This is a genomic window from Paraburkholderia sp. J8-2, from assembly GCF_905220195.1.
In the GTDB taxonomy this organism is placed as follows: Bacteria; Pseudomonadota; Gammaproteobacteria; order Burkholderiales; family Burkholderiaceae; genus Paraburkholderia.
This window is the reverse complement of record NZ_CAJMZA010000023.1, coordinates 17,926-42,490: the sequence shown is the minus strand read 5'-3', so window position 1 is coordinate 42,490 and position 24,565 is coordinate 17,926. Positions and strand designations below refer to the sequence as shown.

Sequence of the window (24,565 nt, the reverse complement as noted above, 5' to 3'; positions counted from 1 at the left end):
TAGCCGTGTCGCACCCATGCCGTTATGTCAGTCATGATGCAAACGAGCGAGAGCACCGTATGCGTATCCATCCTGCGAACCTGGAACACGTGTGATCATGACCGGTAGCAAAGACATGCTGAGCGTGCTCAGGTCGCAAGTGGCGGAAACGACCATCAAGATCTCGCAGCTCGCGGCCAGGTCGCTGGTCATGCAAAAATTCATCGAGCTGGCGTTGCCGAAACTGACACCGGCGCAATGCGGCGAGATCCAGGGGGCGCTCAGGCAAGTGCTCGAAGACGTCATGTCGGTGATGGACGATGTCGCGCTTCCCGGCGCCTATCACGCCGCGTTTCTCGACAAGACCAACGAGATGCTGCGTGCGCTCGAAAAGCACCAGGCAGATGAGTCATAGCTACCTGAGTTCGTTGTCCGCGGGCAGGTCGCGGCTAACGACATCTTGCGTTTCGCTGAATACGATACGAACCCTCGAACCCGTTCCGTCCCGGCTTTCGATATGAAACTGCGCGCCGATCATTCGCGCGCGCTCCTGCATGCCCTGCAGCCCATACGAATTGCCGCGGATCGCGTTCGCCACATCGAACCCGTTTCCGTCGTCGTGAACCTCGAGTTCGAAATGATGGTGGGTGCAACGCAGGACGACTTCGGCACGCGAGGCCTGCGCGTGCCGGCTGACGTTGGTGAGCGCCTCCTGCACGATGCGGAAAACAGCGGTGGCGCGGTCGTCGCTCACGGAAGGTTCACGGCCTTCGAGCCGGAACGTGCAAACCGTTGCATTGTGGCGGGTGAAGTCCTGAACGAGCCATTCGAGCGCGGAAAGGAGTCCGAAGTTCAGTGCGGCCGGCCGCAGGTGACTCGCGACGTTGCGCACGATGTCGATGGTCCGCTCGGCCAGGCTTCCGATATCGCCGACCTTTTGTTTCCACTCGGCGCCCTGACTCAGCGCGAGCTTGAGCAAAGCAACGTTGATCTTGATGGCGGTGAGCAATTGCCCCAGTTCGTCGTGGATGGTCATGGCGATCTGCCGCCGCTCTTCTTCGCGGATCGATTCCTGATGGGACGAGAGCTGCCGCAGCTGTTCGCGCGAATGCCGCAGCAACTGCTCGGTTCGCGTGCGTTCGCGAACTTCCTCCTCGAGTTGATCGCGATGGCGCGTGAGTATCTCCATTGCGTGCTTGCGCCCGGAGATATCGGTCAGCTGCCCTTCGAGGCATTGTGGTCCCGCTCCGTCGTAGCGTATGCCGCGGGCGTTGAGCTGGCACCACACCGTGGTGCCGTCGGCGCGAGTCAGTTCGATTTCCATCCCCGCGATCTTGCCGGCGATCTGCAGCATGGCGAACAGTTGCGTCGTGTTTTCGCCGGAGAATGACGACGGGGCATGCACCGCGCACGCGTTATCGCCAAGCGCTGCCTTCATGCCCTGTACGTCGCGATAGCCGAGCAGTTGAGCCATCGCGGGATTGGCGTCGCGCAGCTTGCCATGGCGATCGAGTACGAAGAAGCCTTCGAGTGAGTGCTCAATGATGCTGCGGTATTTGCGCTCGCTCTCTCTGAGCGATGCGGTCGAATCGCTCAGGCGTTCGGCCATCACGTTCACGCGCGCCGCCAGCCGGCCAAGTTCGGCACTCGATTCGATTGCGCACCGGCTGTCCAGATCGCCGCTTGCGATGCGGTCGACCATGTCCTCCAGGCGCCGGATGGGTTCGCGCACCAGGTGCTTGATCAGCAGAAAGGTCGTGGCGTACACCACGGCGAGCACGAGCGCGAGGGTGCCCAGCACCGCCGCGCGTGCGGTCGCGAATCCCCGGTCGGCAGCGGCTCTCGTCAATACCACGCGCACTTCGCCGATCTTTTCGGGCGGCGCGTTGCCGGGCGGCGTGAATTCGATCGGCCGCACGCGAACCACGCGCGCCCGCGGGTCGGGCATCGGCGCGTTGCTCGCGTCGGCGAGCACGCCATAATTGATCGCGGTAACGGTGAAGCTCACCACCTCGGGATTCGGTTTCAGCACGTTCAGTTGCCGCGCAATCGCCTCGCGATCGACATTCCATAGCGGCTGCGCAAGCGATTGACTCAGCAGATCGGCAATGCGGTTCGCGCGATCGTCGAGTTCCGCAATCCGGCGTTCGCGCGCATGCTCGAGCAGGAAGAAAGCCGACGTGCCCGCCACCAGCGTACAGAGCACCAGCAGCGAGAGCACGAGTTGCGCGTGCAGGCTGCGTGGAAAGCGTAATCGGGAAAGGGCCTGCAAAGGGGCTTGAAGCGGGGTTTGCAACATCAGGCGGCCTTTGAAGCGGAATTGAGCAGGGCGTCGAGATCGAACGTGTAGGCGCCTGTGCGCCGACTTTGAAGGCGTGAAAAGCCGCTGAAATCGAGGGCCGTGCGGCCTTGAAATGCAATCTCGGCATAACGCTGCGCGTCGCTGCCGTCTAGCACTTTCAGATAGTCGAGCCGCTGACGCGGTCCGCCGACTTGCGCAAAGTCCGCGCCGTAGTGGTAGTCGTGAAGGAGGACCATCGCGCAGGCGCCGATGAACTGGTCCCCCGCCACGATCGCCGCCAGCTCGCCGCGCACGACCGACGCCACAGCTTCGGGCAGTGCGCCCAGGCCACCAACGATGGTCGAAAGATGCCGTTCCTGCACCGCGCTCAATGCGCCAAGCGTCATCGAATCGTTGGCAGCCCAGAGGATGTTGGCGTCCGGATAGCGCGAGAGCAGCACACGTGCCTTGTCGCGCCCGTCGGAAAAACTCCAGTCGCCATAGACAAGCTGGTCGATACGGTCCTGCGGCCGGCGCGCCAGCGCGGCTTGCACGCCCGCGGCGCGCTGCGCCGAAACAGGCGTGGCGGGGTCGCCCGTAATGCCGATCACGCGTGCTGGCGCGCTGCCGTTCAAACGGCTCAGGTAGTCCATGAGCCGAAAGCTTCCGCGCTCGGCATCGGCGGTGACGGTGCCGATCCAGTTCGCGATCCGGCCGCGCTCGTTGCCCGTTTGCGCGCGCTGGGCCTCGGTCAGATCGTTGTGGATCAGCAGCACCCTGGCTCGCGAGCGCGCCAGCGTTTGCAGCATCTGGGGCGCGGCCATCTTCTCGTTGACGATCACCACATAGTCGGGGGCGGCCGAACGCGCGGCCACCGCTTCGGCCTGGCGCAGCATCAGCAGATGATCGCGCTGGGCGTAAAGCACTTCCAGCTGCATGCCGAAACGTCTTGCCGTCGTGGCCATGAAGCGCGACACGAGTTGCCAGTGCTGGCCTGTATCGTGTTCCACGCTTTCGCCCGGATTCAGAAATACGACGCTTGCCGGCGGGCGGTTGACTGGCAACGCCATGGTCGAGCGCATCGTCATGAGGCTCGCGCCTATGCCGACGCATTGCGCGATCATCTGTCTTCTGTTCATACGAAATCAGCGTATGCCATGCGCGGCATTGTGTGGAACGGAAGGGGCGGTCGCGCGCAGCATAGCGCGACGTAATCTCGCCGACAATCCGCTTTACTTCGGGCGAGCGTCATAATCGAACGCGGAGATTCAAGGGCGCGATTGGCGATCGCAGCCTGATGTTCAGGATTTCCTGACACGAAATTCAGCATTCCCCTTGGCCGTTTGCAGTCGTGGACGACAGCACGCGATCATTGGCGGGCTCATCATGACGTCAGCACATTTCGAAGCGGCAGAGGCGACGCGCGATGATTTCCGAGTGGGGCGACGGTCTGGCGCGCGTTCAGGACGTGAACACGATCTGCACGCGGCTGTTCGATACGTGGTGCGAATCGCGCAATCTCACACCGTTGGCTTATCTGATGCACTGCTGGCCGCTGCTGGACAGCCGGGCCGGCACGCTACGTCGTTTGCAGGAAAGCATGAAAGACTTGCGCCGCAATCATGCGGACAAACTCGATCTGTATGCGTTGTCCGCGCTTGGCGAACTCGCTCGCAGTCTCGATGAACTGATCGACCGTGCGGAAACCTCCATGCGTCAGTCGTTCGCCACGTAGCGCACGCAGGGTTAGCGGGGGCGGGGCGACGTATTACCTGCATACGTGAGAAAGGGTTGCCGAAGGGCCATGGCTTCGGCAGCGAGGACAATACAAAGGAACCAGGGCCGGAGCGACCGTGGGCATGATGACTGATTCGCAGGCCACGACAGCGAGCCTCTGCACGATTCTGGTTGCAGGCGCTACGCCGAACGAGACCCGTTTGATCGCCGATCATCTCGTATGGGAAGGCTTTCAGGTGCTCGCGGCGAACAACGGCCTCGAAGTGCTGGAGCGCTCGTGCATGTCCCAGCCTCAACTGATTTTGCTCGATGCAGAGGCCGCCTGCGTGAGCGCCCTGGCCACCTGCCGCAGCCTGAAGTCGGACGAGCGCACGCGCGATATTCCGGTGCTGCTCATGATGCCGGCAGGCAATCGTCGAGACCTGGCCGATGGGTTCCGGGCCGGCGCAGCCGACCATGTACGCAAGCCCGTGCACGTCGAAGCACTGATGGCCAGCGTGCGCACGCATATCGCGTTGCGCTCGGCCCACCAGCGGATCGCAATACAGCAGCGCCGCCTGCAGGCGTGCGAAACGCGCTTTCGCGCCATCGTCGAATCGGGCCCGGTGGCGATGGGCATCACCTCGATGCCCGACGGCCATCTGCTCTATTCGAACGCGCGGTTTCGCGAGTTGTTTCGCGTGGATGAAGCGGCGTGCGCGACCGTCAATATTGTCGACTTCTACGTCGATCCGAAGGATCGCGACCGGCTGGTGCGCTGTCTCGCCGCGCAAGGCAGCTTCGGCGACGCGGAGGTGAGACTGCGCCGTCCAGACGGGACGCAGTTCTGGGCCATGGCCACAGCGCGGTTGTCCAACTACGACGGCGCGCCCGCCATTTACGTGGGCCTGCATGACATTTCCGGCCGCAAGCGCGTGGAGGACGAACTCGTGCGCGCGCGCGAGCAGCAGCGCGCACTGTCGGCCTATCTGGAAGGGATGCGCGAAGACGAACGCAAGCGCAGCGCGCGGGAGATCCAGGACGAACTGGGCCAGTTGCTCACCGCGCTGAAAATGGATGTCTCGCTGTTGAGGATGCGGCTCACCGACGATCCCGAGGCGATCGGCCGGGCTGACGACATGCGCGAACTGGTCGAAGGCACGATCTGGATGGTCCGCAACGTGGCCAGCCACCTGCGGCCCGCCGCGCTCAATTTCGGCCTTGTTTCGGCGCTCGAATGGCTGACCGGTCAATGGAGCCGGCACAACGCCATTCCTTGCGAACTGCACATTTCGAGTGGCGAGCCCGCGTTGCCGGACACTCAGGCCACGGCGCTCTTTCGCATCGTGGAGGCCGCATTGACGAACGTCGCGCGCCACGCGGCGGCGCAGCGCGTCGAGGTCACGCTCATCGCAGGGCCCGGTTCGCTCGACTTGCGTGTTCGCGACGATGGCCGTGGATTCGACGTAGCGGCCGCGTATGCGAAGTATGCTTACGGTCTGCTTGGCATGACCGAGCGTGCGAGGCTGATTGGTGGTACGTTGAGAATCGACAGTCAGCCTTGCAAAGATCCCACCATTGGCATTGCGTCCGGCACCACGATTTCGATTCATGTTCCGCTCGAAAACAACCATGATCAGGATACTTATCGCCGATGACCATGCCATCGTGCGTGGCGGACTCAAGCAGATCCTCGCGACGACTGCCGACATGGTCGTGACGGCGGAGGCCGGGCAGGGTTCGGAGGTGATCGAAAAGCTGCGGACCTGTGAGATCGACCTGTTGCTGCTGGACATGACGATGCCGGGCATCAGCGGCGTCGATCTCATCCGCCGCGTGCGCGCCGAGGAACCCGCGTTGCCGGTGCTCGTGCTCAGCATCCATAACGAAGCGCAGGTCGCGTCGCGCGCGCTGCGGGCGGGCGCCACGGGCTATGTGACAAAAGACAGCGATCCCGACGTGCTGCTGGCCGCGATTCGCAAGCTCGCGGACGGCGGGCGCTTTATCGACCCGAAGCTCGTCGACGCCATGGTGTTCGAGAAGCACTCGGGCGACGTGCCTCCACACGAGGTGCTCTCCGACCGCGAATTCCAGGTGCTGCAAATGCTCGCGTCGGGCAAGAGCATCAACGACATTGCCGACGCGTGCGCACTCAGCGCCAAGACGATTAGCACGCACAAGATGCGGCTCATGCAAAAGCTCGGCCTGGGCAATAACGCCGAGGTGATCCGCTATGCAATCCGGCACGGTCTGGTTGGCGAGTAGACGGCGGCCATGCGCGGCGAGAAGGAAATCCTGACAAACGAACCAGCCATTCCCGAGGGAACTATCTACCCGTCCCGATGGCGCAGGTTTAGCGGCTGCCTACGATGATTTCACGTGAAGCGTGGGGGGAAAGCGATGGCGGTGCGGCAGTCGTTAGGGGCAGCGGTCGTGAAGTGGCTGAACCCCACCAGCAGACAGTGCGGGTCGTGACGGTGCATCGCGCGCCGTCCGGGCGGATTGCGAGCGTGTTCATCGAGGCGCAGACAACGGACGGGCCACGCGCGCTGTTTTTCTTCCGCCATCCCGACCGTGGGTGGCAAGTGTTTCCCCCGGACGCGCTGCGTCCTTCGATGGGGTGGCGCGCGGAGTGACAGGAAATTAGCGGCAGTTGAGCCGCGAGCGGAGATTGCGCATGGAAGAGATCGCGCCGGACGAATTGCCGTCCCAATACGAAACGAAACTCCGCGACTGGATGAGCAAGTGGTACGACCACGCTGTAGCGCAAGGGCTCGTGCGTCCGCCGTTCCTGCTCGACGACGCCAAGGCCGAGCGCCTCGAAGGCTATTTCGTTGCCGGGCTGACACCCTCGGAGGGTGCGCAGGCCTTCTTTGGTCCTGCGCACTGACGCCTTTGTGATGTGGCGTTGCGCTCAAGCGCCTGCGTGCAGACGCTCGTCGTTGAGCCGGTCCAGCAAGTGCCGAAGGCGGCAGGCCTGGGCGGGCATGATCTCCGGCGTGGACGCGATTCGCTGGACGCGCGCGAGCCAATAGCGGCGGCCGAACACGGCGATGTTGTCATCGACGGTGATGGCGGTTTCCAGGTGCGTGATGGCCGCATCGAGGTTTTTCGCCGTATAGGCACTTTGTCCCCGAGCCCCGCTTTTAGCGTCCTCGCGTGTCGTCACGCCTGTCACATCTGGATTGACGGACTGTGGTCGCTGGAATGTTTCTGGTTCAATTGCAATTATCATTATTTTGCCTTGCCGTCGAATATCTCTGCCGTGCGCGCGCGAATTACGTTTTGCGATTTGCATCGCGACCCCGTCGTGATTTCGATGCGCGCGTGTTGCCGTTCATTCCGGTCCCGAATACCGGAACTAAGCAACGATCGCGCCAACGCTGCGCAGCCCCATGGCGAAGGGCTCCGGCAGCGAGTGAGAGGGTGGCGCAGGACGATTTCGTCCGCAGAGATGGCCGGGAGTGGACGATTTCGTCCAGGTCCCGGCGTGACTGTGCAGCGTGTTTTATCGGGGGGACTTAACTGGGTGACTTATCTGCGTGACTTATCGGGGTGACTTAGCCGCCCGCGGCAGTTCCCTGGTCGCTCGCTTCGCGAGACGCCTCGTGGCGCAGTTCGGCCAGCAACGCCATGGCGAGCGCAATACGGCTGGTGGAATCCGCCGTCTGGTCCCGCAGCCCGCGAGCGAGCGTGTCGACTGCTTCGGCGCGGCGGCCGGTGGCGCGCAAGAGGTCGGCCAGATAGTGCGCGGCCTCCACACGCGCGGGCACCGACCCGAACGCGAGCGCCGTAGAAAGGGCGGTGCGCAATCCCTGCTCGGCGGACGTGAGATCGCCTAGCGCCCACTGCGCCCGCGCGCGCGTGACCAGCAGCTCGCCAAGATGGGCGCGCTCCTGGCGCGCGAGGGTTTCGTCGACTGCGGCGGCCAGCATCGTTTCGCATTGCTGAGCACGGCCGGAACGCAGCAGCAGTTCGCCGTGCCGCCACATCTTGAAGGAATAGAACAGCGCGCCGCCGTTGCAGACCATGTGGTTGTCGTAGCCGTCGAGCATGACGGCTTCGGCTTCCGTGTTCATGCCCAGCTCGCTGAGATGGCAGCCACGGAGTATCTGCCCCATGCCGCGATAGAACGTGAAGCCGTTGGCGATCGACACCGACTCGAGTTCGCTTGCGAGCGGCCCGCGCCGCGCCTGATCGTCGAAAAGGCACGCGAGCCACGCGGCGCCCTGCAGATTGACGGCATGCGCCAAGGCGTGCGTACCCGGCTCGCTTGCGCGCAGGATCAGCATTTCCATCGCGCGCCGCGCTTGCGCGAACTCGCCGATCTGGTAGGCGGCCAGCCCCTCGAAGGTCAGCGCGAGGCTTGCCAGATCGATGCCCTGCGAGCCCGTGCGCACATCGTCTCGCGTTACGCCGAGCAGATGGCCTCGTGCGAGGCAGGCCAGTGCTTCTTCGCTGTCGCCGAGCCAGTATAGGGTGTTGGCCATCGCAACGTGTGCTTCGTCGAGCGACACGCGCTCCCCGCTGTTCTGGGCGCGCTGCAGCATCTCCTGTGCACTCGCGCGCGCCTGCTTGAGTTGAAGCGTGGTCAACTGGGTGGTCCACACGCCGAACTGGATGGCGGCGATTTCGCCAGGTTCGCAGATCCCTTCGCCGATCTCGAGCGCCGCGGCGTAGCACGCCGTTGCTTCCGCGTACAGCCAGCCGTGCACGCTGCGCAGGCTCATGCCGAGCAGCCGGTAGGCGTCGAACTGGGCGCGCCGCGTGGCGGCTTCGTCGCGGCTTGTCTGCAGCACATCGAGGCAACGCCGCAAATGCGCAATGGCTTCGGAAAAGCGCGATGCTTCGATCAGCGCGCGTGCATGTTCGAGACTCTTGTGTGCTTCGCGATGGTCTTCCTCGCGCGACTTGAGGCGCCGCTCGATCGTCTTGCGCCCGACACCGAGCAAGCTGGCGGCGGCGCTCTTGTTCCCCGCGGTTCGCTCCAGCGCGCGGTCGATGAGGAGGTCTTCGGCGGCGGCGAGCTTGTCGCGTCCCTCGAGTTGCAGCAGCATGTCGGCGAGCGCCGCGCGCGAAACCGCTCCGGCCGTCTCGCTGAGAAGAAACGGCTCCAGCGTGTCTTCATCGATCAGTGGCTTTTCGGCGAGCACGCTTAGCTGACTGATCAAATTACGCAATTGCCGGATATGGCCCGGCCACGCATGCCGGCCGAGCCGCCTGAGGGCGGCCGGCGAAAACTCGATGCGGCGCGCTTGTTGCGCGGCGAAATGGGCGACGAGCGCAGGAATGTCCTCGACGCGCTGGTCGAGCCCGGGCACGGCCAGCACGAACACCGCGAGCCGGTAAAACAGATCCTCGCGAAACAGCCCCTGGTGCGCGAGTTCGCGCAGATCCCGGTGAGTCGAGGCGACTACTCGGCCCTCGAAACGCAGGCTCGACGAGCCGCCGACCGGGCGGAACGTCCGCGTTTCGAGTGCGCGCAGCAGCTTGGGCTGCAGCGCGAGCGGCAACTCGCCGATCTCGTCGAGCAGCAGCGTGCCTTTGCCGACCTGCTGCAAGAGCCCCGGGCGCGTCTCGCCGGCGCCGGTAAACGCGCCTTTGACATGCCCGAACAGTTCCGCTTCGACGAGATGCTCGGGAATCGCACCGCAGTTGATGTCGACGAACGGTTGATCGTGGCGCGCGCTGCGCGTGTGCACGCGGCGCGCGACCCCTTCCTTGCCCGACCCGGTGGGCCCGATGATGAGCAAGGCGTGATCGGTGGGCGCGACGCGGTCGATCATCCTGACCAGCTGACGAAACGCCGGCGCCTCGCCAATGAACGCATCGTCGCTGGCCTTTTCTCCGGAAAGCGGAACGAAGGGGAAGGTACTCATTGCCTCGTGGGCTCCCGATAAACGCGTGGCATTTTTGTGTTTGTCCCGGAGATAACGATCGGTGACGGCGCATCGATCCCGCGCGCGCACCCGCCCTCCGGCTATCGATTCGAACGCGGACAGCGCAATCACAGTGTGTCTGAAAAAGCCAACTAGAACCGGCAGTTTTCGAATTTGTAGCGCGAAGGAGACTTGCCGCTGTTCTCGAGAAAGAAACGCGAGAACGCGGAAGGAGAGGAAAAGCCGAGAAGATCGCTCACTGCCGCAACCGAATAATCGGCCAGCGGCAGCAGGCGCCTCGCTTCCTCGAGCCGCGCATGGGAGAGGATCGCCTGGAAGTTCGTTCCTTCACCCTGCAAGCGCCGGTGCAGGGTTGAGCGTGAAATGCCAAGCCGGCCGCAGACTTCCTCCATCGGGTTCGAAAATGGCAGGCCGGCATGCGCCTCGCGAATCATCTTCGTCACGAAATCTTCGATCCGCGAAGAAAAGGAATGGCCGATAAGAAAGCGTCGGATATCGGCATCGGCCTGAGCGCAGAGAATATTTTCCGTGATCTCGTTGTACTTTCGATACGGCATGTCCGCCGCCCCGGTTTTCATCAGCATGCGGTTGCGGCTTTGCCTGAATTTCACCGTCGCGCCGCTCAGGTGCGATAGCTGGGAAACCGGCGCAAATGCGTCGCCAGTCAGCTCGATCTGGGTGGGGTACGGTTCGTCGTCGTTGTACTGTTCGGCCAGGCGGGTGAGCAGCAGAAAATTGTAGAAGGCGCTCGACGAACTCTTGCGCGCGCCGTCCTGCACGTATTCGAATTCGAAAGTCAGGCCAGCACGCTCGACTTTCACGGTATCGACATTTCCGATCAGGACCCGGTAACGCAGGAACTGCTCAAAGGCCTTTGTGAGTGTCGGGCTATTCGTGACGATGGCCAATAACGTGCTAATGGGCGCGCGAAAGGAGTAACTGGAAAAAATTTCGAGCCGCTCCGAAGCCTGGTAGCCAGGCTCAAGCAGATTGAGCATCGCAATGTGCTTGTGCGCCGGTATGCGTCCGTCGGGATGCGCGAGTTCGGCCTCCGTGATGCCAGTTAGGCGCGTGAAATCGTGCGGCGACATGCCGTGTTCAACTGCGGATTTGAGTGAAAGTTGGGCAAGGACGTTTGAAACGGTCTTTTGATCGGTCGTCATGGGAGACACCATGGAACGGGGAAACGTCGCCTCGGCTAACCGCTGGTAGCTGCTGACTTTAGCATCCTTGTTTCAAACCTCAAATGGCCTCATGCGCCCGCGTTTTGAGCGGGCATGATTCGATTCGCATGGGCCCTGAGCTCGCGCGACAAAACCGTAATCTGTCTGCAAGGTAGCGGCGAATTGGCCGATGGCGCAGGGTTAAGGCAAACCCTGATCTCGCGACGCAAGGTTAAGTTCCGCGACGGCACGATAAGCGCAAACGTTTCTCCGGGTGATATCGTCATCACGCTACGTAGGGTAATTCAACACAAAACAAGAAGAAAAATGTAGTCCGATTACGGCCCCGCAATCCTGCGGGTCATCGCTCATACAATCGGCAAATCTGGAGAAACACTGTGAGGAATGCGAAGCAAATAGCGATTGCGGTCGCCGGCACATTGTGCGCCGGCTCCGTGGCATACGCGGATCAAGCCGCCACCGGCAACACCTGGGGCGCCAACCCATTTTCGATTGTGTCGCAGTTCTTTTCCCAGGCTTCAGGTGCGGCACAGCCGGCCGCCGAATGGAAAGAAAAGGGCGATATTGCCGACCGGCGCGCGGCAGTGCTGGTCTCCCAACTGACGCTCGACGAGAAAATCCAGTTGGTGCACGGAACGGGTATTCCCACCGTCGGTCTCGGTGGCCCGTTTCCTTCGTGGGTGCAGGGCGCCGGTTACATTCCCGGCGTGAGCCGTCTGGGCATTCCTGCGTTGGCTACCGCCGATTCGGCTGGCGGCGTGAACGTGCAGAACGCGCATACCACGGCCTTTCCTGCGCCGATCGGGCTTGCCTCGAGCTGGGACGTGGCGCTCGCGGGAGCCTACGGTGCGCGTATTGCGCGCGAGCTGCGCGTGCTCGGCTATGCGGAGGGATTAGGGGGCGGCGTCAATCTCGCACGCGAGCCGCGTGACGGCCGCACGTTCGAGTACATGGGCGAAGATCCGGTCCTGAGCGGCACGATGAGCGCCGCCCGCACCATGGGGACGCAGTCGCAGAACGTGATCGCGACGGTGAAGCACTACGCGATGAACGACCAGGAAACGAACCGGATGACGAGTAACTCCGTGGTCGATGAACGGACGATGCGGGAAACGGAGCTGCTGGCATTCGAAATTGCCGTGCGCGAGGGGCATCCCGGCAACGTGATGTGCTCGTACAACCTGATCAACGGCGTGTATGCGTGCCAGAACCCGGAACTCCTCACGACCATCCTGAAGACCGAGTGGGGATTCAAGGGCAAGGTTCAATCGGACTGGACGGCCAACCATACTACCGTCGCGTCCGCGCTGGCGGGTCTCGATGAAGAACAGCCCGGCGACCTTGGCGCGGCAGGGGCGGGCTTTGGCATTCAGTCCTATTTCAGCAGCGCACTCAAGGCCGCGGTCCAGGCCGGTAGCGTTCCGGTTTCCCGCCTGAACGACATGGTCTTTCGCAAGCTTCGCACCATGATCGCCCTTGGCGTCATGGACAATCCGCCGACCCCCGGCGGCTCGGTCGACCAGACGGCAGGCAACCGTGACGCTTTGGCCGTGGCGCACGAGTCAATCGTTCTACTGAAGAATGGCGCGGCAGCGGGCAGCAATCAGCCGGTCCTTCCGCTCGCCGCTGGCGGCCTGCACTCGATCGTCGTCATTGGCGGGCATGCCGACGTTGGCGTGCTGTCCGGTGGCGGGTCGGGCGGCGTGCCCGCGGCAGACGGCAATGCGGTAGCGGGGTGTCAGTCCGGCAATCCGCTGCTATCGAGTTGTGCGACCTGGTATAAGTCCTCGCCGTACAACGCGATCAAGGCCAAGGCGCCGCAGGCTACTGTCACGTTCTTCGACGGCACGAATGCTGCGGCAGCGGCGAGCGCAGCGGCCAGCGCCGACGTGGCGATCGTGTTCGCCACGCAGTGGGAGAGCGAGGGCACGGACCTGGCCAGCTTGTCCTTGCCGGACAACAAGGTGGACCCGAGCAATCAGCTTTACGACCAGAACGCGCTGATCAACGCAGTGGCCGCGAAGGCCAAGCGGATCATCGTCGTGCTGGAGAACGGGAGTCCGGTCACGATGCCATGGCTCGCCAGCGTTCACGGCGTAGTGGAATCGTGGTATCCGGGCGTGCAAGGCGGTCAGGCGATTGCGGACATCCTGTTCGGTGACGTGAATCCGTCCGCCAAGCTTCCGGTCACGTTCCCGCGGCAGGAAGCCGATCTGCCGCAGCCGACGATCGACCCCAACAATCTCAACGTCGTTTATAGCGAAGGACTGCTGATGGGATACCGCTGGTACGATGCGAAAAACATCGACCCCTTGTTCCCATTCGGCTACGGCCTCTCCTATACGACATATTCGTACTCTGGGCTCAGAACGCGTACCGATCATGGCGGCAACGTGATCGCCACGTTCACCGTTGCCAACACGGGCTCGCGTGCCGGGGCGGAAGTGGCCCAGGTGTATGCAACGCTGCCGCCGGGGTTGGGCGAGCCGCCACAGCGCCTCGTGGGCTGGGCGAAGGTCGCTTTGCGGCCTGGGCAGTCGCAACAGGTGAGTGTGGTCATTCCGGCGCGGCGCCTTGCGACATGGAATGCCACGACGCACGCGTGGCAGGTGCATGGCGGAAGCTATGAGATCCGGGCCGCGTCGTCGTCGCGTGACACGAATGCGCTGTCCGATCGCGTGAGCGTTGGAGACATGCACTAAGGTGGGGGCGGCCTGGGCAGCGCAAGCGCCCAGGCCTGCTGCACGCGTTATGGCGTCGAGCCAAATGACTGTTGCAGCGAAATCAGATTGACGGGCACGACACGAATCAGTCCACCGCGCGGACTATCGATATCGGCAATCAGCGACAACGAAAGCGCGACGGTAATAGGCAGTGCGAACAACAAGACACGCCGCCCCGTGCTGCCACGCGAGCCATATCCCTGCATGAGATTGCTGAAGAAAGCGATCGCCATCATCAATCCCCAGGCAGAAAGCGGAATGCGGTTTAGCCACGCCGCCTGCGTATAGCCCTGAGAATTCAGCACGTCGTTCATGCCGGACACCACGAGCGCCGAGATCGGCGTGGGCCGCGCGATAGCCGGGTCACGCACACTTGCCCACAACTGCCCCTGAAGGCTGGACGTTGCGTTGTTGAGCGTTTCGAGTTCGTTTGTGTCGCGCGTCTTGTAGTAGGCAATGCGCAGCGCGACATATTTCGCGAGCAGTGCTCTGACCTTCGGCGCATCGGCTTCGCCGAGCAGGTCTGCGCGCAGATATTGCGTGCCGATCGCGTTGGCTTCCTCTTCCTCGTAGTTCTTGCGCTGGTCGTACCGGCTCACGGCCATGGACAGCGTAAAACCAATCAATAGCGCGAGCAGCGTGAGGGTGGCGCCCTGTATGACGTTGTAGTTGTCCCGTGAGTCGTCCGCGAGCGGAAAGACACGTTGCAAGACAAGCGCGCCGAGCGCGGCAGCGACGCAGAGCAGCACGATCAGCAGGACAAACAAATAGACGGGGTGGTGGACCAGCTGTGCCATCTCAACTCCTCAAACGTTGTTGTGTAGTCAGGGGTCGGACCGCATTGATTCTAAGGCACGTGGCAAGCATTGGCACTCCGGATGACAGAAAGGAAAAAACTACGGAGTCCATGGTTTGACTCGACAACGTTCCGGAATCCGCGCCGCATCATCCCGCCTTGTCGCCAGCGATTTCCCCATCGGGCAACGGATTTGCCCTTAATCCCTATGGCAGCGTTGCGTCGAATTACCAAAACTTACACAACGCGCTACTGGGATCGATGATTCGAACCCGGCAACCGGATGCGGACTGCCACGGCGAGCGGGTTGGCGTGCGGCTCGTCATGGGTCTCGCCTGCATCCGCTGCTGCGTTGTCTGGTCCGGTACCACGCTGAGGATGGGCGATGCCATGAATCACATCTACCAGTTGTGCTGGAACCGGTCGCTCAGGCAATGGGTCGTCGTTTCGGAACTCGCGTGCCGGCGTGCGGGCAGCGGCGCTTGTCGAACCCGCAACGGTGTCCGCCGCCTTGTCGCGATCGTTCTCGCGGGCGCGCCGCTTCTGTGGGTGGGCGCGGCGTACGCAGCAGGCGGACCGAGCGGCGGCCAGATCGTTTCGGGCGCCGGTTCGATCCAGCAGTCGGGCTCGACGACCACGATCCAGCAAACCAGCCAGACGCTGCAGCTGAACTGGCGCAGCTTCAATGTGGGTGCGGGCCAGACGGTCGACTTCGTTCAGCCTGGCAGCAGTTCGCTCGCGGTCAACCGTATCCTCGGCAGCACGCCGAGCGCCGTTCTCGGCAATCTCAACGCGAACGGCCAGGTCTGGCTCATTAATCCCAACGGCGTGCTGTTCGGGCCGTCTGCGCGCGTGAACGTCGGCGGCATCGTGGCCTCCGCGCTCGACGTCGACCCCGCCAGCCTCGGCAGCAACAACCGCCGCTTCAGCGGCAGCGGGCAGGGCAGCGTCGTCAATCAGGGCACGATTACGGCAGCCGACGGGGGATATGTCGCACTCCTTGGCAACCGCGTATCGAACCAGGGCGTCATCAGCGCGCGGCTCGGCACGGTCGCCCTCGCGGGGGGAAGCGCGGCAACCCTCACGTTCGACGGTTCACGCCTCGTCCACATTCAGGTCGATGCGAGCACACTCGACAACCTCGCCGAGAACCGGCAACTGATCGTGGCCGACGGCGGGCAGGTCATCATGACGGCTGGCGCGAAAGACGCGCTTCTCGCCAGTGCAGTCAACAACACCGGCAAGATTCGCGCCCAGACGGTGGCCGATCAAGAGGGCAAGATCGTCCTGCTGGGCGGCATGACAGCCGGGCAGGTCAACGTTGGCGGCACGCTGGATGCGAGCGCACCGAACGGCGGCGATGGGGGCTCGATCGAAACATCGGCGGCGCATTTCAACATTGCGCCCGACGCGCACATCACGGCGGCGGCGCCGTTCGGGCGGGCCGGCACCTGGCTCGTCGACCCGACGGACCTGACCATCGACGCCAATGCGGCCAGCCAGATTTCGAGCACGCTGAACGGCGGCACGAACGTCGTGGAGCAGACAACGGCAACGGGCACCTCGGGCGCCGGCGTGCAATCGCCCGGCGCGGGCGACATCAACGTCAACGCGGCCATCAGCTGGACCAACGCAGCCGCGAGCCTGACGCTCGAGGCGCTCAACGCGATCTTCGTGAACGCGCCCGTGACCGGCGCGGGCGCCGTCAACATGCAGGCGGGCACGGGCAACCTGACGATCGCCGCGGGCGGCGCGGTGACGGGCGGCGCTGGCGTCGTGCTGGCGACGAAAGCGAATTTCGTGAACAACGCGGGCAGCGCGGCCGTGAGCACGGGCACCTCGGCGCCCTGGCTGATCTACTCGAGCGACCCGCGGCTCGACACGACCGGCGGTCTCACGCCTTCGTACATCCAGTACAACGCGCCCTATGGCACGACGCCTGCGGCCTCCGGCAACGGCTTTCTCTACAGCCTTGCGCCGACGATCACGCTGACCGGCCTCACGGGCAGCGTGACCAAGGTCTACGACGGCACGGCCACGGCGAACCTGACCAACGCGAATTTGCAAACCACGGGGCTTGTGAACGGCGATGTCGTCGCGAGCGCCACGGGCACCTATGCGACCTCCAACGCGGGCACGAACATCACCGTGAACTCGCCGACGACGTTCGCGGGCGTCGTCATCAACACGTCGAGCGGCATTCCAGCTTACGGCTACCAGGCCAAAGGCACGGCCTCGGCCGATATCGGCACGATCACACCCGCGCCGCTCACGGTCAGTATCGTCAACAACCCGACCAAGGTGTACGACGGCACGGCCTCGGCGCCGCTCACGGCCGGCAACTACAGCTTCACGGGCTTCGTGGCCGGGCAGGGCGCGAGCGTGAACCAGGCCAGTTCCGTTTCGTACGCGGGCGTGGATGCCGGCACGGGCATTGCGGTTAACGCGAGCTTCACATCGACCAATTTCGCGGCGAACACCGGCACGAACCTTGCCAACTACACGCTGCCGACCTCGGCTACCGGCACGGGCACCATCACGCCCGCGCCGCTCAACGTGACCGGGCTCATCGCCAGCAACAAGGTGTACGACGGCACGCGAGCCGCCACGGTCGACGCGAGCGGCGCCGCGCTCTTCGGTCTCGTCAGTTCGGACAGCGGGCAGGTCTCGCTCGACGCGAGCAACGCGGCTGGCCTGTTCGCCACGCCCAATGTGGGCAATGCGATTTCCGTGGTCCCCACGGGTCTCACGCTGACCGGCGCCAAGGCCGGCGACTATACGATCTCGGTGCCGGCCTACCTCAACGCCAACATCACGCCGAAACTCCTGACCGTTACGGGCGTGAGCGCGAACGACAAGGTGTACGACGCCACGACCACTGCGACGCTGAACGTCGGCGGCGCCGCGGTCTCGGGGATCATTGCCTCCGACGCAGGCCACGTCACGCTTTCGTCGAGCACGTCCACGGGTACGTTCAGCCAGTCCAACGTGGGCAACAATCTCACTGTCTCGGTCGGCGGCCTGACGCTGTCCGGCACGGCGGCGGGCAACTATTCCATTGCGCCGATCACGGGCCTCACCGCGAACATCACCCCGGCGCCACTGACGATCACCTTCCTCGGCTCGCCGACCAAAGTTTACGACGGCACCACGGCGGTCCAGCTGAACCAGTCGAACTACACCATTTCGGGCTTCGTGGGCGGCCAGAGCGCGACCATCGGCCAGGTGTCGGGAGGGTATGCGACGCAGCATGCGGGCACCAACATCCCGATTGACGCGGCGCTCACCGCTTCCGATTTCGTGCCGGCGGCCGGCACGTCGATGTCGAACTACACGTTCCCGGCCACCGTGACCAGCACGAGCGGTGTCATCACGCCCGCACCGGTCGAAGTGAGCATCATCAACAACCCGACCAAGGTCTACGACGGCACCGCTACCGCCTCGCTCAGCAGCAACAACTACCAGGTGAGCGGCGCCATTCCCGGCGAGTTCATCACCCTGAATCCCTACCCGCCGACGGGCACCTACGCGACGCCCAACGTCGGTTACCAGGGCGTAAGCGCGACCATACCGGGCAGCGCCTACCAGGCCGGGCCGAACACGCTCCTCTCCGACTATGCGTTGCCGACCACCGCGACGGGCATGGGCACGATCGTGAAGCGGCCGATCAGCGGCGAGGTGACGGCGCAGATCACGGACAACCCGTCGAAGACCTATGACGGCAACACGATCGCCACGATTCCGGCGAGCGATTTCACGTTCACCGGGTTCGTTGGGACCGACAGCGCGACGGTCAATCAAACCATTACCGGGAACTATGCAACGAAGAACGCAGGGTCCCAGGCGGTTACGGCAAGCCTTACGCAGTCCGAACTGACACCCGGCGCCGGCACCAACCTCAACAACTATTCGTTCCCGATCTCTGCCTACGGCACGGGCACGATTCTGCCCGCCCCGCTCACGGTCGCGATCATCGGCTTGCCCAGGAAGGTCTATAACGGGACGACGCTCGCGCCGGTGGGCAGCAGCAACCTGCAGATCATCGGTATGGTGAGCGGCGAGGGCGCCACGATTACACCGACCACGCAGTTCAATTACGCGAGCGCGAACGCGGGCAACTGGATCGTCAGCGGATCGCTCGTGCCGGGCAACTACACCGCCAACAGCGGCACGCTGCTCAGCAATTACCTGTTGCCCACCACGGCCTCGGGCCCGGGGATCATCACGCCGGCGCCGCTGTACGTCATCAACGCGCACGCGACCAACAAGGTCTACGACACGACGACCGCCGACACGCTCGACGTGAGCAGCGCGGCGCTCTCGGGTCTGGTGCCCTCCGACGCCGGCAACGTCACGCTCACCACGTCCACCTCGGGCACCTTCGCCCAGTCCAACGTCGGCAACGGCATTGCCGTGACGGCAAACGGTTTCAGCATTTCCGGCAGCGCGGCCAGCAATTACACGTTGCAGACCATCACCGGGCTGAGCGCGAATATCACGCCCGCGCCGCTCACCATCAACGGTGCGGTGGCGAACAACAAGGTGTACGACAGCACGACGGCCGCTACGATCAACACCGGCAACGTCACGCTCGCGGGCGTGCTCGGCACCGACCAGGTCACGCTCTCGTCGGGCAGCGCAACGGGGCAGTTCAGTACGCCGAACGTGGGCACCAACCTCGCGGTGAGCGCGAGCGGTTTCACCCTGAGCGGCGCGCAGGCGGGCAACTACAGCGTGTCGCAGCCGTCGAACCTGTTCGCGAACATCACGCCGGCGCCGCTCACTGTGAGCATCACCGGCAACCCCATCAAGCAGTACGACGGTACGACGTCGGTCACGCTCGGCGCGTCGGACTTCACCATTACGGGCTTCGTGGGCAACCAGAGCGCGACGATTACGCAGACTGCGGCGAGCGGCTACTTCTCGCCAAATGTGGGTACGCATGTGGGCGTGAGCGCCACGCTCGAGCCATCGGACTATACGTCGCCGGTCGGCACGAACCTCTCGAACTACAGCTTGCCGACCCAGGCCACCGGCACGCTTGGCGAGATCACGGCGAAGATCATCAACCTCACCGGCACGCGCGTGTACGACGCCACGACGGGCGCCAACGCGAATCTGTTCTCGAGCGCGGGCGTGATCGACGGCGTCAATGGCGAGACACTCACGCTCACGGGCACCGGTACGTTGACCAGCAAGAACGTGGGCACCCAGGTGCCGTTTTCGAATCTCGGCACGCTGGCGCTTGCCAACGGCACGGGCCTTGCGAGCAACTACACGCTCGCAGGCGGCACCGACTGGGTGACCATCACGCCCGCCATGCTCACGGTGCTCAATACGACCGCGCTCGACAAGGTCTACGACGGCACGCGAACGGCGACCTTGCAGAACGCCCTGCTGAGCGGGGTGATCGGCAGCGACACCGTCGTGCTCGGCAACGACGCGACGGGGCTGTTCAATACCAAGGACGTCGGTACCAACAAGCCGGTTTCCACCCAGATGACGATTTCGGGCACGGACGCCGGCAACTACACGCTGATCCAGCCGACCGGCATTTTCGCGAGCATCACGCCATTGGGCGTGACGATCACGGCCACCGGCATCAACAAGCAGTACGACGGCACGACCACGGCGCAGGTCAATCTGTCCAGCGCCGCCGTGGTGGCGGGCGACCAGGTGACGTTCAGCGACCAGGCGGCCAACTTTTCCCAGTCTGACGTGGGCAACAACCTCGCGGTGCACGTGACCGGCATTTCGGCGAGCGGCGCCGACGCGGCCAACTACACGTTCGCCAACACTACCGCGGACACCACGGCCAACATCACGCCACGCGTATTGAACTTGCAGGGCACGCGGGTGTACGACACCACGGCCACTGCCGCTGCGACCCTGTTCGGCACCAACGGCGTGCTGCAAGGGCAGAATGGCGAGACGCTCACACTCACCGGCACCGGCCAGCTGGTGGACAAGAACGTGGGCAACCAGAAGCCATTCGCGACGAACGGCCTGAGCGGCTACACGTTGACCGCCGACGGCGCGGCGAAGACGAGCAACTACACGCTCGTCGGCGGCACCGACTGGGTCACCGTCACGCCCGCCACGCTGAACGTGCTCAACACGGTCGCCCAGAACAAGGTCTACGACGGCAATGCCATTGCGCAATTGCTCGGCGCCACGCTCAGCGGGGTGCTTGGTTCGGACACCGTAGCGCTGGGCAACGACTCCCAGGGTCTGTTCAACGACAAGAACGTAGGCAGCGCAAAGCCGGTGACCACGAGCATGACGATCTCGGGCACCGACGCGGGCAACTACGTGCTGGTGCAGCCCAGCGGCCTCACGGCCAACATCACGCCGCTTGGCGTCACGGTGCAGGCCACGGCCAGCAACAAGGTCTACGACGGCACGACCACGGCCACCGTGCAGCTGGGCAGCCCCGGCATCGTGCAGGGCGACCAGGTGAGCTTCAGCGATCAGTCCGCCGATTTCGATACGAAGAACGTGGGTACGGGCAAGACGGTGACGGTTCTGGGCATCAACGAATCGGGCGCCGACGCAGGCAATTACACGTTCACGAATACGACCGCCACGACCACGGCCAACATTACGCCCTATGTGCTGAACCTCACCGGCACGCGCGTGTACGACTCCACGACCAGCGCCGCCGCGAGCCTGTTCGGCAACAATGGCACGTTGACGGGCGTGGCCGGCGAAACGCTCACGCTCTCAGGCACCGGTACGCTCGCGAGCAAGAACGTGAACACTCAGCAGGCGTTCGCCGCGAACGGCCTTGCGGGCTTCACACTCACAGGCAACGGCAGCGCGCTGGCCAGCAACTACACGTTCGCGGGCGGCGCGGACTGGGTCAACATTACGCCGGCGACGCTCACCGTCAACGGCACCTCGGTGAACACGAAGGTCTATGACGCCACGACGAACGCCACGCTGAGCGGCGCGACGCTCGCCGGTGTGTTCGCGGGCGACAGCGTGACGCTCGGCAACGACACCACGGGCACGTTCTCCGACAAGAACGTGGGCACCGGCAAGTCCGTCACGGCGGCGACGATGACCATCAGCGGGACCGACGCCGGCAACTACGTGCTCACGCAACCCACCGGCTTGACAGGCGATATCACGGCGCGGCCCATCGTCGTGAGCGCGACCGCGCAGAACAAGACCTACGACGGCACGACGGCCGCCACGGCGACGATCGGCAGCAACGGCGTGCTCACGGGCGACACCGTGAATTTCGGCTTCGGCAGTGCGAATTTCGCCACGCCGAACGCAGGCAACGGCATTACCGTCACGGTGAACGGCATCACGGCGAGCGGCGCGGACGCGGCCAACTACACGTACAACGCCGTTGCGCTGGCGACGGCGAACATCCTGCCCGTCGTGCTGAACCTCACCGGCTCGCGCACCTACGACGGCACCGCGGGCGCCGCTGCGAGCCTGTTCGGCAGCAACGGCGTGCTCGCGGGCGTGAACGGCGAAACGCTCACGCTCTCGGGCACCGGCACGCTCTCAACGAAGAACGCGGGCTCGCAGGTGCCATTCGCGGCCAATGGCCTTGCTGGCTTCACGCTCACGGGCAACGGCGCCGCTCTGGCCAGCAACTACACGTTCGCAGGCGGCACCGACTGGGTGACCATCAATCCCCTTGCGATCACGGTCAGCGCGACGGCGCAAAGCCGCTACTACAACGGCACGACCGCGGCCACGGCGACGATCGCGCCCACTGGCGTGCTGGCGGGCGACACCGTGAATTTCGGCTTCAGTAGTGCGAACTTCTCCACGCCGAACGCGGGCACGGGTATTCCGGTCACGATAAGCGGCATCGCGGCGAGCGGCGCTGACGCAGGCAACTACACCTACAACGCCACCGCAACGGCCAGCGCGGACATCTTGCCGTACATCCTGATCCTGCAGGGCACGCGCGTGTACGACGGCACGACCGGCGCTGCCGCCAGTCTGTTCGGCAATAACGGCGTGCTCACCGGCGTGAACGGCGAAACGCTTACGCTCTCCGGCACTGGCACGCTTGCGAGCAAGAACGTGAACGTCCAGCAGCCATTTGCCGCGAACGGCCTCTCGGGCTATACGCTCAGCGGCAACAATGGCGCGCTATCCGGCAACTACTCGCTCGGCAGCGGCGTGGGCGACTGGGTCAACATCACGCCGAAGCCGGTGACGATCGCGGCCGTGGGCGAGAACAAGGTCTACGACGGCACGACCACCGCGCAGCTCAGCAGCTTCACCGTGACCGGCCTCGTGGCGGGCGACAACGCCTCGGTGGGCTACAACTCGGCGAACTTCCTCACGGCCAACGTCGGTACGGCCATTCCCATCACAGTCGGTCTGTACGGCAACGGCACGGACATCAGCAACTATACGTTCGGCAGCCGGGTCGTCACGACGAGCGCGGACATCACCCCGCGTGCGCTGACGATCACGGCCAGCGCGCAGAACAAGACCTACGACGCCACCACCACGGCGGTGCTCAACGGGTTGACCGTGAGCGGCCTCGTGGCGGGCGACGCGGCCAGCTTCACGGCGGGCAGCGCGAATTTCGCCACGCCGAACGCGGGCAACGGCATTGCGGTCAACGTGGCGGGCATCACGGGCACGGGCAGCGATCTCTCGAACTACACGTTCAACACGTCGACAGTCACGACGGCCAACATTCTGCCGTTCGTCCTGAACCTGACCGGCACCCGGGTCTACGACGGCACGAACCAGGCCGACGCGAACCTGTTCGGCAACGGCGGGCAACTCACGGGCGTAGATGGTCAAACGCTCACGCTCACAGGCTTCGGCAATCTTCTGAATCGCGACGCCGGGCAGAGCAAACCGTTCGCGCTGGGTGCGCTCAATGGCTTCAAGCTCACTGGCAACGGCTCGACGCTCGCCAGCAACTACACGCTCATTGGCGGCGTAGACTGGCTGACCATCACGCCGCTTGCGATTACCGTGACCGCAACGGGCACGAGCAAGAGTTACGACGGCACGCGCACTGCCTCGGTCGGCCTCGCGAGCAGCGGAATTCTGAGCGGCGACAGCGTGAGTTTCAGCGCGCAATCGTCGAACTTCGTCACGCCGAATGCCGGCAACGGCATTCCCATTCTCGTGACGGGCATTGCGGGCAGCGGCGCCGACGCCGGCAACTACACATTCAACACGGCGGCGACCACGTCGGCCAACATCACGCCTGCCGTGCTCGATCTCACGGGCAGCCGCGTGTATGACGCAACCACGGGCGCGGCGCCGAGCCTCTTTGGCGCGAACGGCGTGCTCCAGGGCGTGAACGGCGAGACGCTCACGCTTTCCGGCAGCGGCACGCTTTCCACGAAGAACGTCGGCACTCAGATCGCATTCGCACCCGGCGGGACCGGCGGCTACACGCTGACCGGCAACGGCGCGGCGCTCGCCAGCAACTACACGCTGGCGGGCGGCGTGGACTGGGTGACGGTCACGCCCGCGCCGCTCGTCGTGGTGGACACGCGCACGACCAACCGGACTTATGACGGCACCGTGCTCGACGCGCTTTCGGGCTCGACGCTTTCCGGCGTGCTCGGCCACGACAGCGTGACGCTCGGCAACAGCGCCGTAGGCTACTTCTACGATCCGGCTATCGGCTTCAACAAGCCGGTCAGCACGGCGATGACCGCCAGCGGCGCCGACTCGGGCAATTACGTGCTTGTGCAGCCCACCGGACTGACCGCCGACATCATCACACCGGTCGCGCCGGTGCCTGCGGGCACGCTCGTGAGCGTCCAGGCGCCGCTCGCACCGAACGACGTGGCAACGCCGTATGGCACCGCTTCCGACACCGCACAGGGCGGTTACGCGGGCAACCAGAAGCAGGAAGACCATCCCAACGAGCGCAATCTGGCGCGCGCGGACTTCCATCCCGGACTCGCGCTCACAGTGCTCAACGGCGGGGTACGGCTGCCGACGAATTGACGCCTCCGGGTGGAGGAGAAGAACAA

13 protein-coding genes are annotated in these 24,565 nt (G+C 64.1%); 7 read left to right on the top strand and 6 right to left on the bottom strand.

Annotated elements, in window-relative coordinates; genetic code table 11:
* Positions 1 to 97 precede the first annotated feature (97 nt).
* On the top strand, positions 98 to 394 hold the full coding sequence (locus U5A52_RS32125) for a hypothetical protein (protein WP_321937912.1): 297 nt from the start codon (positions 98 to 100) through the stop codon (positions 392 to 394).
* Here the strand turns inward: U5A52_RS32125 and U5A52_RS32120 are convergent, their stop codons facing one another.
* The gene (locus U5A52_RS32120; RefSeq protein WP_321937909.1) at positions 395 to 2,278 is read right to left on the bottom strand and encodes a PAS domain S-box protein; all 1,884 of its coding nucleotides are present in this window, start codon (positions 2,276 to 2,278) and stop codon (positions 395 to 397) included. It lies immediately after the preceding gene.
* Complete coding sequence (locus U5A52_RS32115; protein ID WP_321937907.1) at positions 2,278 to 3,399, bottom strand: ABC transporter substrate-binding protein; 1,122 nt, start codon at positions 3,397 to 3,399, stop codon at positions 2,278 to 2,280. The genes U5A52_RS32120 and U5A52_RS32115 overlap by 1 nt, the downstream gene beginning before the upstream one ends.
* A 287-nt stretch (positions 3,400 to 3,686) precedes the next feature.
* On the opposite strand from U5A52_RS32115, the gene U5A52_RS32110 reads away from it, so the two are divergent.
* The 4 genes from U5A52_RS32110 (at position 3,687) to U5A52_RS32095 (ending at position 6,866) form a co-directional block, all read left to right on the top strand.
* Positions 3,687 to 3,995 (top strand): hypothetical protein, encoded by a 309-nt coding sequence (locus tag U5A52_RS32110; protein WP_321913480.1) that lies wholly within the window; start codon positions 3,687 to 3,689, stop codon positions 3,993 to 3,995.
* Between the two features lie 124 nt (positions 3,996 to 4,119).
* The gene (locus tag U5A52_RS32105) at positions 4,120 to 5,634 is read left to right on the top strand and encodes a histidine kinase (RefSeq protein ID WP_321937906.1); all 1,515 of its coding nucleotides are present in this window, start codon (positions 4,120 to 4,122) and stop codon (positions 5,632 to 5,634) included.
* Complete coding sequence (locus tag U5A52_RS32100) at positions 5,609 to 6,241, top strand: response regulator transcription factor (RefSeq protein WP_321913478.1); 633 nt, start codon at positions 5,609 to 5,611, stop codon at positions 6,239 to 6,241. The genes U5A52_RS32105 and U5A52_RS32100 overlap by 26 nt, the downstream gene beginning before the upstream one ends.
* Positions 6,242 to 6,653: 412 nt before the next feature.
* A complete protein-coding gene (locus U5A52_RS32095) occupies positions 6,654 to 6,866 on the top strand; it encodes a hypothetical protein (protein WP_321913476.1) in 213 nt (70 codons plus the stop codon).
* A 24-nt stretch (positions 6,867 to 6,890) separates the two neighbouring features.
* On the opposite strand, the gene U5A52_RS32090 is transcribed toward U5A52_RS32095, so the two are convergent.
* The 3 genes from U5A52_RS32090 to U5A52_RS32080 form a co-directional block, all read right to left on the bottom strand.
* The gene (locus U5A52_RS32090) at positions 6,891 to 7,274 is read right to left on the bottom strand and encodes a hypothetical protein (protein ID WP_321937904.1); all 384 of its coding nucleotides are present in this window, start codon (positions 7,272 to 7,274) and stop codon (positions 6,891 to 6,893) included.
* Between the two features lie 262 nt (positions 7,275 to 7,536).
* Complete coding sequence (locus U5A52_RS32085; RefSeq protein WP_321937902.1) at positions 7,537 to 9,855, bottom strand: sigma-54 dependent transcriptional regulator; 2,319 nt, start codon at positions 9,853 to 9,855, stop codon at positions 7,537 to 7,539.
* 152 nt (positions 9,856 to 10,007) lie between these two features.
* Positions 10,008 to 11,039 carry an AraC family transcriptional regulator gene (locus tag U5A52_RS32080; protein ID WP_321937900.1) on the bottom strand — a complete coding sequence of 344 codons (1,032 nt, stop codon included), beginning with the start codon at positions 11,037 to 11,039 and terminating at the stop codon, positions 10,008 to 10,010.
* 584 nt (positions 11,040 to 11,623) lie between these two features.
* On the opposite strand from U5A52_RS32080, the gene U5A52_RS32075 reads away from it, so the two are divergent.
* On the top strand, positions 11,624 to 13,762 hold the full coding sequence (locus U5A52_RS32075; RefSeq protein ID WP_321913657.1) for a beta-glucosidase family protein: 2,139 nt from the start codon (positions 11,624 to 11,626) through the stop codon (positions 13,760 to 13,762).
* Positions 13,763 to 13,809: 47 nt separating this feature from the next.
* Here U5A52_RS32075 and U5A52_RS32070 read toward each other — a convergent pair whose 3' ends face one another.
* Positions 13,810 to 14,580 (bottom strand): hypothetical protein, encoded by a 771-nt coding sequence (locus tag U5A52_RS32070; RefSeq protein WP_321913471.1) that lies wholly within the window; start codon positions 14,578 to 14,580, stop codon positions 13,810 to 13,812.
* 389 nt (positions 14,581 to 14,969) lie between these two features.
* On the opposite strand from U5A52_RS32070, the gene U5A52_RS32065 reads away from it, so the two are divergent.
* Entirely contained in the window at positions 14,970 to 24,539 is a 9,570-nt protein-coding gene (locus U5A52_RS32065; RefSeq protein ID WP_321937898.1) for a YDG domain-containing protein, read from the top strand.
* Positions 24,540 to 24,565 lie beyond the last annotated feature (26 nt).

Bases quoted from the DNA above. Each gene is read 5' to 3' on its own strand.
- U5A52_RS32125 (WP_321937912.1), top strand. From the start codon at position 98: ATGACCGGTAGCAAAGACATGCTGAGCGTGCTCAGGTCGCAAGTGGCG.
- U5A52_RS32120 (WP_321937909.1), bottom strand. From the start codon at position 2,278: ATGTTGCAAACCCCGCTTCAAGCCCCTTTGCAGGCCCTTTCCCGATTA.
- U5A52_RS32115 (WP_321937907.1), bottom strand. From the start codon at position 3,399: ATGAACAGAAGACAGATGATCGCGCAATGCGTCGGCATAGGCGCGAGC.
- U5A52_RS32110 (WP_321913480.1), top strand. From the start codon at position 3,687: ATGATTTCCGAGTGGGGCGACGGTCTGGCGCGCGTTCAGGACGTGAAC.
- U5A52_RS32105 (WP_321937906.1), top strand. From the start codon at position 4,120: ATGATGACTGATTCGCAGGCCACGACAGCGAGCCTCTGCACGATTCTG.
- U5A52_RS32100 (WP_321913478.1), top strand. From the start codon at position 5,609: ATGATCAGGATACTTATCGCCGATGACCATGCCATCGTGCGTGGCGGA.
- U5A52_RS32095 (WP_321913476.1), top strand. From the start codon at position 6,654: ATGGAAGAGATCGCGCCGGACGAATTGCCGTCCCAATACGAAACGAAA.
- U5A52_RS32090 (WP_321937904.1), bottom strand. From the start codon at position 7,274: ATGCAAATCGCAAAACGTAATTCGCGCGCGCACGGCAGAGATATTCGA.
- U5A52_RS32085 (WP_321937902.1), bottom strand. From the start codon at position 9,855: ATGAGTACCTTCCCCTTCGTTCCGCTTTCCGGAGAAAAGGCCAGCGAC.
- U5A52_RS32080 (WP_321937900.1), bottom strand. From the start codon at position 11,039: ATGACGACCGATCAAAAGACCGTTTCAAACGTCCTTGCCCAACTTTCA.
- U5A52_RS32070 (WP_321913471.1), bottom strand. From the start codon at position 14,580: ATGGCACAGCTGGTCCACCACCCCGTCTATTTGTTTGTCCTGCTGATC.
- U5A52_RS32065 (WP_321937898.1), top strand. From the start codon at position 14,970: ATGAATCACATCTACCAGTTGTGCTGGAACCGGTCGCTCAGGCAATGG.